General features: G+C 61.5%; 12 protein-coding genes. 4 read left to right on the plus strand and 8 right to left on the minus strand.

The window, feature by feature from the left end; genetic code table 11:
* Window positions 1–14: 14 nt before the first annotated feature.
* The 6 genes from QZR30_RS02575 to QZR30_RS02600 all read right to left on the minus strand — a co-directional run bounded on the left by QZR30_RS02575 (window position 15) and on the right by QZR30_RS02600 (window position 6,169).
* Window positions 15–2,255 carry a TonB-dependent receptor family protein gene (locus tag QZR30_RS02575; protein ID WP_108240703.1) on the minus strand — a complete coding sequence of 747 codons (2,241 nt, stop codon included), beginning with the start codon at window positions 2,253–2,255 and terminating at the stop codon, window positions 15–17.
* Window positions 2,256–2,409: 154 nt separating this feature from the next.
* Window positions 2,410–3,387, minus strand: coding sequence for a FecR family protein (locus tag QZR30_RS02580; RefSeq protein ID WP_046071078.1), 978 nt, complete (start codon window positions 3,385–3,387; stop codon window positions 2,410–2,412).
* A complete protein-coding gene (locus QZR30_RS02585; protein ID WP_046071077.1) occupies window positions 3,384–3,962 on the minus strand; it encodes an RNA polymerase sigma factor in 579 nt (192 codons plus the stop codon). Before QZR30_RS02585 ends, QZR30_RS02580 begins: the two co-directional genes overlap by 4 nt.
* 7 nt (window positions 3,963–3,969) lie before the next feature.
* Window positions 3,970–4,296 (minus strand): DUF3325 domain-containing protein, encoded by a 327-nt coding sequence (locus QZR30_RS02590; protein ID WP_046071076.1) that lies wholly within the window; start codon window positions 4,294–4,296, stop codon window positions 3,970–3,972.
* On the minus strand, window positions 4,296–5,870 hold the full coding sequence (locus QZR30_RS02595; RefSeq protein WP_059398018.1) for a PepSY domain-containing protein: 1,575 nt from the start codon (window positions 5,868–5,870) through the stop codon (window positions 4,296–4,298). Before QZR30_RS02595 ends, QZR30_RS02590 begins: the two co-directional genes overlap by 1 nt.
* Entirely contained in the window at window positions 5,867–6,169 is a 303-nt protein-coding gene (locus QZR30_RS02600; protein WP_043048646.1) for a DUF3649 domain-containing protein, read from the minus strand. The genes QZR30_RS02595 and QZR30_RS02600 overlap by 4 nt, the downstream gene beginning before the upstream one ends.
* Window positions 6,170–6,339: 170 nt before the next feature.
* Between QZR30_RS02600 and QZR30_RS02605 the strand changes: the two genes are divergently transcribed.
* The 3 genes from QZR30_RS02605 to fecA all read left to right on the plus strand — a co-directional run bounded on the left by QZR30_RS02605 (window position 6,340) and on the right by fecA (window position 10,193).
* Window positions 6,340–6,828, plus strand: coding sequence for a sigma-70 family RNA polymerase sigma factor (locus QZR30_RS02605; RefSeq protein WP_046072657.1), 489 nt, complete (start codon window positions 6,340–6,342; stop codon window positions 6,826–6,828).
* On the plus strand, window positions 6,825–7,766 hold the full coding sequence (locus tag QZR30_RS02610) for a FecR domain-containing protein (RefSeq protein WP_311902918.1): 942 nt from the start codon (window positions 6,825–6,827) through the stop codon (window positions 7,764–7,766). Before QZR30_RS02605 ends, QZR30_RS02610 begins: the two co-directional genes overlap by 4 nt.
* A gap of 90 nt (window positions 7,767–7,856) precedes the next feature.
* Window positions 7,857–10,193 carry a TonB-dependent Fe(3+) dicitrate receptor FecA gene (gene fecA / locus QZR30_RS02615; RefSeq protein ID WP_046071073.1) on the plus strand — a complete coding sequence of 779 codons (2,337 nt, stop codon included), beginning with the start codon at window positions 7,857–7,859 and terminating at the stop codon, window positions 10,191–10,193.
* A gap of 105 nt (window positions 10,194–10,298) precedes the next feature.
* Here the strand turns inward: fecA and QZR30_RS02620 are convergent, their stop codons facing one another.
* Window positions 10,299–11,171, minus strand: coding sequence for a LysR family transcriptional regulator (locus QZR30_RS02620; protein WP_046071072.1), 873 nt, complete (start codon window positions 11,169–11,171; stop codon window positions 10,299–10,301).
* A 106-nt stretch (window positions 11,172–11,277) separates the two neighbouring features.
* On the opposite strand from QZR30_RS02620, the gene QZR30_RS02625 reads away from it, so the two are divergent.
* Window positions 11,278–12,789 carry an MFS transporter gene (locus QZR30_RS02625; RefSeq protein ID WP_274358017.1) on the plus strand — a complete coding sequence of 504 codons (1,512 nt, stop codon included), beginning with the start codon at window positions 11,278–11,280 and terminating at the stop codon, window positions 12,787–12,789.
* A gap of 54 nt (window positions 12,790–12,843) precedes the next feature.
* On the opposite strand, the gene QZR30_RS02630 is transcribed toward QZR30_RS02625, so the two are convergent.
* Complete coding sequence (locus tag QZR30_RS02630; RefSeq protein ID WP_032877636.1) at window positions 12,844–13,254, minus strand: HPF/RaiA family ribosome-associated protein; 411 nt, start codon at window positions 13,252–13,254, stop codon at window positions 12,844–12,846.
* Window positions 13,255–13,316: the final 62 nt, after the last annotated feature.

Raw genomic sequence — 13,316 nt, forward strand, 5'->3', positions numbered from 1 at the left:
GTTTTGCGGTGGTCTTAGAAGTTGGCCTCTAGAGACACCATCGCCGTGCGCTCCTCCCCTACGTTGTAATACGCCGTGCTCGGCGCCAGGCCGTTGACCGGTGTCGAGTTGAACGCCACGGTGCGGGCCGAGCTGAGGTATTCCTTGTCGAAGACGTTGAGCATCGACAAGCGCAGGGTCGCCGACTTGATGACCTTCTTGTCCACCGGCAAATAGATACCGGCATTGAGGTCAAACACCGTACGGCCTTCGATCTTCTCCTTGTTGGTCAAATCACCGTAGAAGCTGCCGACATACTTGCCCGCCACGTTGCCGTAGAACCGCGAGTCGTCATAGCCGAACACCAGGTTGAACATATTTTCCGGTACGTTGGCCAGTTGCTTGCCAGAGGTGGGCAACAGCACATTCTTGCTGAGCAGGTCGTCCTTCTGCTCGGACTGGGTGTAGGTGTACGAGGCGTAGTAGTTGAAGTTGTGGGGCAACAAACCACTCCATTCCAATTCCAGGCCTTTGTTAGCGACGCTGCCAACGTTAAGCACCATGTAGTCGCCGCTGGCATCGGTGGTCGACACCTGGCGATCCTTGAAGCTGATGTAGAACAGGGTCGCGCTCAAGGCCATGTCGTCTTCGGTGTAGCGCCAGCCCAGTTCCTGGTTCCAGCTCAACTCGGACTTGAGGCTGACGGAGTCGCCTTTGTTGTACAGCACATAGTTGGGCGGCGTGCGCATGTTGCGGGTGACGTTGTAGAACGCCTGGTTGCTCTCGTCGACCTGGTACTTGGCGCTGAAGCTGGGCAGGAATTGGTGGTAACGGGTGTTACGTTTTTCCGGCTTGTCGTACAGGCTGCCGAGGTTGTTGCCGTCACGTTCGACGTATTGGTAGGCCACGCCGCCGACAAAACTCAGGTCCGGCGTGGCTTGCCAGCTGTCCTGTACCCAGAGCTTTTGCGATGGGGTGACGGTGTAGTAGTGACGACCTTGTACCGTCGCACCGTTCTTGTCGACCACCTGTCCGCCGCTGTTGTAGTCGCCCCACACATCATCCGGCGCGCCTTCGCCGTTGATGCCGATAAACGGCTGGGTCTGGCGCTGGCGTGCGCGTTCATACCAGTAGCCGTAGTCCAGGCTGTGTTCTTCGTTGATGTCCCACTTCATTTTGGCCGTGACGCCGGGGCGCCAGGTCTCGGTCCACGAAGGGCGATAGTAGTTGGCCGATTGCAGGTTGCCGAGGTCGTAGTTACCGGCTTTGTCGGATCTCGGCCCCAGGTTGGAGGCAGTCTGGCCGCTGAAGCTGCCACCGTTGGACCAGTAGTAATACGGCGTGACCGTCAACGACAGGTTGTCTTGCAGTTGCCAGCGCTGGGTCAGCGTGGCGTTGACGCTTTCAAAGGGGTTGCGGTTGAGCTTGTAGGACGCAGACAACAAACCGGCCTTGTACACCGGGCTTTCAGCGTAGTCCTTGCGCCGTCCTTCATTGTCGAACTGCGACTTGCTCAGGCTGTTGTAGTTGTAATTTTCCTGCTTGTTGTACTTGACCGTGGCCAACGTGGAATTGCCGTTGTCACCTTCGAACAGGCTGCTCCACTCGATTTTATCGCTGCGCAGGGTACCCTTGCCGCGCCACTTGTCACCTTCCAGGTGCGATGCCGAGACCCAGGTCTTGAGACCACCGAAATCGCCGGTATTCGCCCGAACGAAGGTCTTGCGCAGGTTATTGGTACCCAAGGTCTGCTTGGCAAAAACCCCCGCCTCCTTGGTTGGCCGCATCGTAATCATGCCGATGTTGCCGCCGCTGGAACCGATGTGCGGGCCGTCGGCCTCGGAGGAGCCCTGGGTGGCGAACACTTCGGCAAGGTTTTCCGGGTCGCCCAACTGGTTGGAATACACGCTGTAGTTGCCAGAATCGTTGATCGGCACGCCGTCCACCGACACCCCGACCTGGTCCGAACTCATGCCGCGCATAGTGAAGTTGGTGCCGCTGGTGCCGCTGGCGTCATCGCTGGAAACGTTGATGCCCGGCGTGTATTTGAGCTTGTCGATGGCGTTGGCGGTGGCCGACATTTCGTCCATGGCCTCCTTGGTCACCGTCGAGCGCGCCTTGGCACTTTCTTCGCGAATCATGTGGCCGTTGCCCAGGGTCTGCTTGCCGGCAACGTTCACCGAACCTACGTCCTGGGTGTCATCAGCCATAACCAGCGGTGCAAAGCCGCCCAGGCCCGATGCCAGAAGCAGGGCATAAAGAGAGTTGTAGTTCACGTGTAGATCCCTTACTGACATTGTTGTGTTGTATGGGGCAGAGGTGCTCTTCTTGACCACTTGCTCAGGAACCCAGGGATGATCCACGGCACGTGTAACCGTTTGGTGACAGGTTTTAGCGATTGCGATGAAGGTTCGGTGAACGGCGCTGCGTCTAGCGCAACACGATGATGCGACCCAGCAGCCTGTGTTGTTCAAAGCCCAGCACCGCTTGCAAGGCGTTCAATACCGCCAACGGGTCGTTGCTCGGGAAACTGCCGCTGACGCGTTTGGCGCCCATCTCTTCATTGAGCAGAAGCAATCGGCCAGGGTAATAACGACTCAAGTCCTGGACCACATCGGCCAGCGGCGCCTGGTAGTAGTTAAGCCAACCATCGCGCCAGGCCAGGCGGGATTCGCTGTCGACAGCGTGCATGGCATCGGCAACGCCATCGGCGTAGGCCACTTGCTGACCTGCTGTCAAAACCTGCTGCTGGCCCTGTTCCGATGGTGTGACGCCCACCCGGCCGGACAATACGGTAACCTCGGCTCCGGCCGGTTGCAGGCGCACCTCAAACTGGGTGCCCAGCACCTGCGCTTGACCACCGCCCGCCTCCACCACAAAGGACTGGCCGGTGTGTGCCACGCTGAAGAATCCCGCGCCACGCCGCAGCTGGATATGCCGTTGACCATGGCTGAAATCCACGGCAATGGCGCTGTCGGCGTCAAGGGTGACCACGGATTGATCGGTCAGGGTGAAGGTCTTCACCTCCCCCGGCGCCGTCACGTAGTCAGCACCCAACTCATCGACCCAGCGCGACGGCTGCCAACCGGCGCCCATCGACACCATCGCCAGCAGGCAGGCGGCCATGGCCAGGGCGCCGGGCCAGCGCAGTGCACGGGAGCGCCTGGAGGAATTCATCTTATTGAGGTAGGCCTGCAAGGCCAGCGCGTCCTCATCGGCCAGCTTGCGCGCCGGCTCTTCGCTCAGTTCCCACAGTACCTGAGCCTGGGCGTACGCCTCGGCATGCGCGGGATCAGCGCGCAGCCAGCGGCTGAACGTAGCCTGGTCGCCGCTGCTGGGCTGGTCATGCAGCAGGCTGAGCCAGTCAAGGGCGGCCTGTTCCTGGGCGGGTGTCGGCGTGATGTTCACGGTGCTTTCCCTGGCGTGCGTGGCTGCGTTGGTTCACGAAGGCTGGCCTTGCAGGCTTCGAGGGCGCGCATCATATGTTTTTCCACGGCACTTTGGGACAGCCCCATGGCCTTGGCAATTTCTGCATACTTGCGCCCGTGGATACGGTTAAGCAGGAAAATCTGGCGGGTACGCTCGGGCAAATTGCGCAGGGCGGTTTCCACGTGGCGCAGATCGTGGCCTGCCTCCAGTGCGGCCTGGGGTTCGCAGACTTGGTGATCTGATTGCTCGGGCAACCAGCCTTCGCTGCTGCGTACTCGTGCACCTTCGCTACGCAGGTGATCGATGGCGATATTGCTGGCGCAGCGCAGCAGGTAGGTGCTGAGTTCTTCAACCTGCACCAAGGGGCGACGCCAGAAGCGCAGGAACAAATCCTGCACCAGGTCGGCTGCCGTGGCGCGGCACCCGACACGGCGACTGACCAGCGCTTCCATCTGCGAACGCTGGGACAAAAACACCTGCAGGAAATGCGCGCGCCCACCGGCCGCATCGGGGTGCGGGCGGTCCTGGGGTTCCGGCGGTGGGCTGATCATCATGGCAGGCTCAGGACAGGGCTAGTGCCGCGACAGGGCTGGCCAGCAGGCTGAGGCCTGCCAGAATCAGCGCCAGCCTTGGCCGATATGGCAACAGCAGTACCAGCAACAAGGCGCTGAGCATCAACACTGCGCACCACTCGACCAGGCCCTGGCTCCAGCCTGCGGCCAGCACCGCCGGCCAGATCGCGGCAATCAGCAGCAACCAGCCACCCAGCCGCAGCCCCAAGCGCCGCTTCGACGTGAGTTTGCTGTGCAGCAGCTCGCCGTGATGACGGTCGGTGGACAGGCACAGCGCGGTAAACCCGGCGTAGCACATCAGCAGCGCGAGGAGCATCAGCCGGCCTCCTGCTTGAGCGTCAACCCACGCGCACGTTCGGCTTTGGGTTGCGACGCGGTACGGCGTTGCATCTTCCACGCCGCCCAGGCAAGGAACACACCGCTGGCCAGGCAGGTCAGGTCGAAGCCGGCCATGGCCCAGTCGCCGTTCATCAGCGAGACGCCCAAATGCTGCGTGGTGGTCATTGCGTTAAGCAGCGGGATCGCCACAAACAGCAGCGCGCCGATGCTCAGTTGTTCGACCCAGCCTCGACGACCGCGACGCAGCATCGCGTGCAACAAACTCAGGCCCCAGGCGACAAAGAAGGCTTGCACCTCCCAGTCAGAGCGCGCGGCGAAACTTACCGGCAACAGGCGGTTGGCCCAGAAAAACGCGGCGATGGCGATCATCAAGCCAGACATGCTGGCGATATTCAGCACCTCTACCAGGCGCAATTCAAACGGCATCACTGCGCTCTTGGCGTGCTTGAGCTGACGCTTGCCGAGCCAGATCACCAGCCCTGTGCCGATCATCGCCGTGCCCGCCAACCCGCAGATAAAGTACAGCCAGCGCAGTACCGGGCCGGCAAAATGGCCCATGTGCAGGCCGTAGAAACTGCCACCGACGACCGCCGGCAGGGACGGCTCGCCACTAACCCGCAACAACTCGCCGGTGGTGCCATTGAACGACACGGTATTGCCGAAATCATGCACCACGCTATCGGAGCCGGCGCGGAACACGTTGACCGACGCGTTCACATCCCCAGGGTTGTTGACTGCCACCCGTCCCACATGGCCGCCCGCCCACTGCTGCCGCGCCTGCTGGTACATCGGCAATAACGGCAGCAACTGGCCCGGTTGGCCGAGGGCCGGCGGGTTGTCGGTGTTGGGAAACAGCTCCTTGAAGAATGCCCGGCTGTCGTCGCCATAGGACGCCATGATCGGCGCCGGCATCACCATGCTCATGAAAATCACCAGGCTGCTGTAGGTAATCATCAGATGAAATGGCAGCACCAGCACGCCCACCGCGTTGTGCCCGTCCAGCCAGGAACGCTGGCCTTTGCGCGGGCGGAAGGTGAAGAAGTCCTTGAAGATTTTCTTGTGGGTGATGATGCCGGTGATCAGCGCGACAAACATCACCATGGCGGCGATGGTCGACAGCCAGCGGCCCCACGGGTAAGGCATTTGCAGTTGGAAGTGGAAACGATAGAAGAACTCGCCGCCCTTGCTGTCGCGGGCCTGCACCGGTTGGCCGCTGACCGGGTCGAGGATTTTCTGGATGAAGGTGCCGCGTTTGCCCGGCTCGGCCTTGTCTTGCCACATCACCGACAAGCCTGGGTCGCGGCTGGTCGGCAAGCTGATGAACCAGCTCGCCGCAGTCGGCGCCTGTTGTTGCAGGTAGCTTTGGGCCACGGCAAGGCTGCGCCCGTCATCCAGGGGATGGGCCTGCACTTCGGGCTGCATCCAGTGGGTGATTTCGTCTTTGAAATAGGCCAGGGTGCCGGTCAGGAAAATCGCGAACAGCAGCCAGCCGAAGATCAACCCGGCCCAGGTATGCAGCCAGGCCATGGCTTGGCGAAAACCCTCCTTCATGTGCGCACCATCCACAAACCTACGCCGGCCAGGGTGGCAAACAGCGCGCTTGGCAGCATCACCCCCGCCCAGGCACGCCACGCAGTGCGGCAGGCAAAGCACCAGAGCACCGCCAGCAGGTAGAACACAAACGAGCTCATCATGCCGGTGACCACCGCGTCGGCACGCGATGTGGGCATCCACAACGCCAGGCAGATGGCGGCCAGGGATGCCATCAGGTAGCCGCCGATAACAGCCGCCAGCACACGCGAGGTGACGGCGAGGCGGTAGGAAACGGGCAATGAGGTTTTGCTTTTCATGCGGCAGACGCCAAGCTGATCAGCGCGCAATATTAATGATAAATATTCTCATAAGCAAAAGAGAACGGATGAATCACCTGCCGTGACGGATTGCCGAACCTCGTCGTCGCCCCTACAATGCGAACAATTCTTGTTCTCTAAAGCATGGCGATGCTTACGGAGTGATCGCGTTGCAGCCGTCCAATACCGTCGAAGTTCTGTACAACGACCATCACCACTGGCTCACCGGCTGGTTGCGACGCAAGCTCGGCTGCCCGGAAAACGCCGCCGACCTGGCGCAGGACACCTTCATCCGCGTGCTCAGCGCAAGGGACACCCCGACCCTGATCGAACCCCGCGCCTTCCTCACCACCGTGGCCAAGCGCGTATTGTTCAACTTCTATCGCCGCCAGGACCTGGAGCGCGCCTACCTCGATGCCTTGGCGCAAATGCCCGAGCACGTCGCACCGTCGGAAGAAGACCGCGCAATCATCCTGCAAACCCTGCTGGAGCTGGACCAACTGCTCGATGGCTTGCCCAGGCTGGTCAAGCGGGCCTTCCTGCTCGCCCAGCTCGATGGCCTGACCTACGCGCAGATCAGCGCTGAACTGGGCATCTCCATCGCCACCGTCAAGCGCCACCTGACCAAAGCGGCCATGCGCTGTTACTTCGCGTTATGAACGTCTCCAGCCAAGTCGCCGAACAAGCCGTGCACTGGCTGCTGGAAATGCAGCAAGGCGCGCTCACTCCACGCCAGCAAGCAGCCTGGCAACAATGGCTGAATGCCCACAGCGAGCACCAGCGCGCCTGGGAACAGATCCAGCAGGTCAATCAACGCCTGCGCGGCATGCCCTCGCCTCTGGCCCACGCGGCGTTGAATGCCCCCACCTTGCGCAGCCGGCGCCAGGCGCTGAAGTTGCTGCTGATCCTGGGCGCCGGTTCGGCAGCAGTTTGGAGCCTGCGCCAGCAACATATCCTGCCACCGCTGAGCGCCGACTATCGCAGCCCGGTGGGCCAGCGTCGCACCGTGCAACTGGCCGATGGCAGCCAGTTGAAACTCAACACGGGCAGCGCAGTGGATGTGCATATCGATGGGCAGCAACGGCTGATCCGCCTGCTTGAAGGCGAAATTCTGCTGACCGCCCATGCAGGCGATACGCCGTTGCGCGTGCTGACCGGCCAGGGCCTGCTCAGCAGCCAGGCGGCGCGCCTGAATGTGCGCCAGTTCAACGACCATACCCAACTCGCAGTGCTGGCTGGTCAGGTCGAGGTCACGCCCAATAACTACGGTGGCTTGCCACTGAACGTAGCGGCCGCGCACCAGATGAATTTCACCCGCAAAGGCTGGGACACCCCGCGCCCGACCGACGCCAACAGCGGCGCCTGGGCCGACGGTATGCTGGTGGCCGCGCATATGCGCCTGGAAGACTTTCTCAGCGAACTGGGGCGTTATCGCCGCGGCCAGCTGCATTGCGACCCGCAAGTGGCGAACCTGCTGCTGTCCGGCAGCTACCCGCTGGATGACAGCGAACGCATCCTCGACCTGCTGGAAGTCAGCCTGCCGGTGAAAGTGCGGCGCTTTACCCGCTATTGGGTGACCGTGCAGGCACGTGCCTGAATTTATTTTGCGTTTAAGTGAGCCGTTTTCCGCACCTGGCGTGACAGAGAAGGAAAGCCACCTTGATCCTTCCTTCTCAGGACCGCCTTCATGCCCCAGCAACCGACGCTTCTCGCCCGCACCTTGCGCCAACTCCTATTGGGCGCCAGCCTCAGCCTGACCGTCCTTCCCCCCGCGATGGCTGCCGACACCAAGACCTACCACATCGCGCCGACCACCCTGGAAGCGGCCCTGAATCAATTTGGTCGCGAAGCCGGGGTGCTGGTGTCTTTCGGTTCCGAAGTGACGGCCGGCATGCAAAGCCGCGGCCTGTCGGGCAATTACAGCGCCGCCGACGGCCTGCAGAAATTACTGGAAGGCACCGGCCTGCAAGCCCGGGCCGAAGGTGACAATGCCTACAGCCTGCAACCGACCGGCGTCACCGCCCCCCTTGAATTGCAAACCTCCAACGTGGTCGGCGACTGGCTCGGTGACGCAGCGCAAACCAACGTGTTCGAACACCCCGGCGCCCGTGACGTTATCCGCCGTGAAGAGTTTGAACGCCAAGGCGCAACCCAGGCCCGCGATGTGCTCAACCGCATCCCCGGCGTCAATGCCCCGGAAAACAACGGCACCGGCAGCCACGACATGGCGTTGAACTTCGGCATTCGCGGGCTCAACCCGCGCCTGGCGTCGCGCTCCACGGTATTGATGGATGGCATCCCGGTGCCTTTTGCGCCCTACGGCCAGCCACAGTTGTCCTTTGCGCCGATCAGCATGGGCAACATGGACGCGGTGGATGTGGTACGCGGCGGCGGTGCGGTGCGCTACGGCCCGCAGAACGTCGGTGGCATCGTCAACTTCGTGACCCGCGCTATCCCGGATGCGCCCACGGTCAAGGGCGGGTTGCAGACCGAGACCAGCCCGTCTTCCAGCCACGATGGCTTCAAGACCACCGGCAACCTGCTGGCCGGCGGCACTGCCGACAATGGCCTGGGCGGCGCGCTGCTGTACTCCGGCACCCGCGGCGGCGACTGGCGCGAAAACAGCAATACGCGCATCGACGACCTGATCCTCAAGGGCAAATACCAACTGGACGACGCCAACAGCTTCAACGCCATGGCACAGTACTACGAAGGCCAGGCCGATATGCCCGGCGGCTTGAACGTCAAGGATTACAAAGCCGATCCATACCAGTCCACCCGCCCCTACGACAAGTTTTGGGGCCGCCGTACCATGTTCAACGTCGGCTATCGCTACGAGCAGGACCGTCGCGAATTCACGGTCAACAGCTTCTTCACCAAGACCCTGCGCAGCGGTTATCTGGACCAGGGCAGCTTCCTGTCGCTGTCGCCACGCGAATATTGGGTACGCGGCCTCGAGACCCGATTCGCCCAGGGTTTCGACCTCGGCCCCACGAGTCATGAAGTGGGCGTCGGCTACCGCTACATCAATGAAGCCGGCCACGAACTGCGCTACCGCACGCCAATCGCCGCCAATCAGCAAATCCCCACCACCGACAGCCGCAACGACCGCGACACGCGCGGTGGCACCGAAGCCAATGCGTTCTTCATCGACGACCGCATTGATATCGGCAAGTGGACCATCACTCCGGGCATCCGCTACGAGATGATCGAGTCCCAGCAGACCAACAACCTGAGCAACGTCAAATACAAGGGTGACTACAACACCGCGCTGCCGGCGCTGAACGTGCTCTACCACCTCACCGAGGACTGGAACCTCTACGCCAACACCGAAGGCTCATTCGGCAGCGTGCAGTACAGCCAGATGCCCAACCGCGTGAACAGCGGCGAAGTCAAACCGGAAAAAGCCCGCACCTGGGAGCTCGGCACGCGCTATGACAACGGCACGCTGCGTGCTGAAATCGGCGCGTTCCTGATCAACTTTGACAACCAGTACGACAGCAACCAGACCAACGACACGGTGATCGCCCGTGGTGAGACGCGCCACCAGGGCATCGAGTCGAGCATCAACTACGCCCTCGACGGCCTGAGCCCGGCGCTGGCGGGTTTCGATGTGTATGCCACTTATGCCTATGTTGACGCGACCATCCGCGAAGACGGCCCGAACAAAGGCAACCGCGTGCCCTTCTCGTCCAAGCACAAAGGCACTCTCGGTGTGGGTTACACCGACGGCCCGTGGAAGCTGAATGTGGACAGCAGCTACCAGAGCAGCCAGTTTGCCGACAATGCCAACACCCAGGCCGAAAGCGCCGACGGTGCCAATGGGCGCATCCCCGGCTACATGCTGTTCAGCAGCCGTGCGGCCTATGACTTCGGCCCGCAACTGTCGGATTTGAATGTGGCGGTGGGGGTGAAGAACATCTTCAACAAGCAGTACTACACCCGCTCGTTCGACGATAACAACAAGGGCAAGTACGTGGGTGAGCCGCGTACGGTGTATGTGCAGACGTCCATTGCGTTCTGATCTGCCTCCAACCTGCAGACCGTAACAAATCCAAATGTGGGAGGGTGCTTGCCCCCTCCCACATTTGATATTCAGTGTGTCCAGGATTGAAGTACATCCGAGGGTCTAGCTACCCGCCAGGCAACTGGGCGTACCCGCCACCAACGCATCGATGGCACACCGCGTCTTGGCCGGCATATGCACCGCCGTCGGCCAGACTACATGGATAGGCGCCGGCTGCTCGCGATAGCTTGGCAACACTGCCTGCAATTGCCCGCGCAACGCATAGTGGGCGATCAACCAACTCGGTAACCAGGCCAGCCCTACGCCCGCGATGACCGCATCGGCTACCGCTTGGAGATCATCCAGCACCAACAGCGAGGCCAAGTGCGAGCGATGCGTGGTGTTGCTGCGATACGCGATGCCGCGATGAACGGTCAGGTCTTCCATACTTTCAATGCTCCCCCTGCGCTGCAGATACGCCGGTGACGCCGCCAGCCCCATGACCTGCTGTCCCAGGCGGCGTGCACTCAGGCGGTCGGTATCCGGCAACGTGCCGATCCGCACGGCCATATCGAAGCCCTCCTGTGCCAGATCAATCATGCGGTCGGAGAAGCAAATCTCGATTTCCAGTTCAGAGTAACGCTCCATCAAGCCCCACAACGCCGGAGCCGCATAGTGGTGCCCGAAAGCCAACGGCACGCTCGCCCGTAACCGCCCGCGTGGTTGTTGCCGACCACTTTCGAGCACCGATTCGGCGGCTTCCAGTTCGGCCAAAGCGCGCAGGCAATGCTCGTAGTACGCCTGCCCGTCCTCGGTCAATCGTTGGCGGCGCGTGGAGCGCTGCAGCAGACATGTGCCAAGCCGCGCCTCCAGGCGCGCCAAGCCTTTACCGACGGCCGAGCGCGTGAGGTTCAGGCGCTCGGCGGCTTCGGTGAGGTTACCGCTCTCGACAATTTGCAGAAACAGCTCGACGCCATCAAAACGCGGGGTGGCCATGAGTCAATTGTCGCCTGTGATTCCCTTATTAATGGAAAACTTATCACAAATAACGAATCTGGTTCCCGAGAGAATAGAACCCTCCCCTATTCAAAAGGAACCTGTCATGCCGCCCGCCGCTGCTGTATCGGCCCTCCACCCGCCAAGCACCACCAGAAATGGCTTGGCCCTCACCGCCGTCTGCCTGGTAGCCCTGATGTTCGGCCTGGAAATCTCCAGCGTGCCGGTCATCCTGCCGACCCTTGAACAGCAACTAGGCACCGGTTTCCAGGACGCCCAATGGATCATGAATGCCTATACCCTGGCTTGCACCAGTGTGCTGATGGCGGCGGGTACCTTGGCCGATCGCTTCGGCCGTCGGCGCGTACTGGTGCTGTGCCTGTGGCTGTTCGGCCTGGCCTCGCTGGCCTGTGGGCTGGCGGACAATGCGTCGACCCTGATCGTGGCGCGGTTCGTCCAAGGCATTGGTGCCGGGGCGATGATGATTTGCCAGTTCGCCATCCTGTCCCATCAGTTCCGCGAGCCGGCGGCGCGAGCGCGAGCCTTCGCGATATGGGGAGTGATTGCCGGCGTGGGCCTGGGTTTCGGGCCGATGGTCGGGGCATTAATCCTGGCCGTGGCGGACTGGCGCTGGGTGTTCCTGGTCCACGTACCGCTGACCCTGTTCACTTTGGTGCTGCTGCATGCCAGCGTGCAGGAATCCCGTGACCCGGCCAGTCATCGCCTGGACATCGCCGGTATGCTGACCTTGACGATGACGGTGTTCGCGCTGGTCTATTTCATCACCCAGGGCAGCGAGTATGGCTTTGGCACCCCGGCGATGCTCGGCTGGGCCGGCCTGTCCTTGATAGGCATGCTGCTGTTCATTTTGCTCGAACTGCGCAGCCCACACCCGATGTTCGATTTCTCGGTATTCCGTATCCAGCGCTTCAACGGTGCGTTGATGGGCTCGATCGGCATGAACTTCAGCTTCTGGCCGTTCATGATTTACCTGCCGTTGTATTTCCAGGCCGGTTTGGGTTACGACACCCTGACCACTGGCGCCGCCCTGCTTGCCTACACCTTGCCTACCCTGCTGGTGCCGCCCCTGGCCGAACGCCTGGCCCTGCGTTTCGGCGCCGAACGCATCATTCCCCTGGGCCTGGGTACGATGGGCGCGGGGTTCCTGGCCATGGCCGCCGTCAATGTCGCCGCACAGCCAAGCACCGCACTGGTGTTGCTCAGTTGCGTGATCGCCGGCATTGGCCTGGCGTTGACCAACTCGCCCACCACCAACACCACTACCGGGGCCGTCTCGGCTGACCGTGCGGGCATGGCGTCGGGCATCGACTTCAGCGCACGACTGATCACCCTGGCACTCAACATTGCGTTGATGGGCCTGGTGCTGTTGCTGGGGATCAGCCACCACCTGGCCAATGTGCTGCCTGACAACACGGCATTGGAGTGGGCAGCGCTCAGCCAGCATATTGCAGCAGGCAAGCTGAACGCGCCGGGGCTGACCGCCGTTGATGCGCAGACGGCACTGCGCACCGGCGCCGGTTGGGCCATGCTCTTTGCGGGCTTGGGGGCTTGCGGATTAGCCGCGCTGAGCCGGTATTTCTTCAGGCTCCGTGGCTGAACGAAAACGGGCCTGCATATGCAGGCCCGTTTTCAGTGGGGGTTTAAAAAACGGTCAGCCGTTGATTGCAGCGTTTTCGTTTTCCAGGAATTCCTCTTCAAGCGCGTCTTCATTCACTTTGTTGATTGGCTGGGTTTTCGCAGCAGCGCGAGGCTTGCCTTGCAGTTTGCCAAACAGGTGTTCCAACGCATGGTCCAGCTTGGTGGCGGCGCCATCGATCGCTTGTTCCAGCGTATCTGCTTTATGGCACACGGAAACCGGTTGATGGCCCTTTGGCCGTGCTTCCAGGCGGCAACTTAAATCGTGGGGACCGGGCTTGTCGCCGTTCTCATCCCGCAGGTAGACCTCAACACGGGTCAGGTCTTCTTCATAACGTTCGAGCGTGCTCTCAATGGTAGTACGTACCCACTCCTCCAGTCGGATGCTGCTTTCAATATGGTTATCGCTATTGACTTGGATTTGCATAGTTCTTCCCTTATTTCAGCTAGCTCGCCAGAGGTCACAAACTGCAACACCGGGGTGGTGAA

Origin of the sequence: Pseudomonas sp. rhizo25 (assembly GCF_031931935.1) — a bacterium.
Lineage (GTDB): Bacteria > Pseudomonadota > Gammaproteobacteria > Pseudomonadales > Pseudomonadaceae > Aquipseudomonas > Aquipseudomonas synxantha.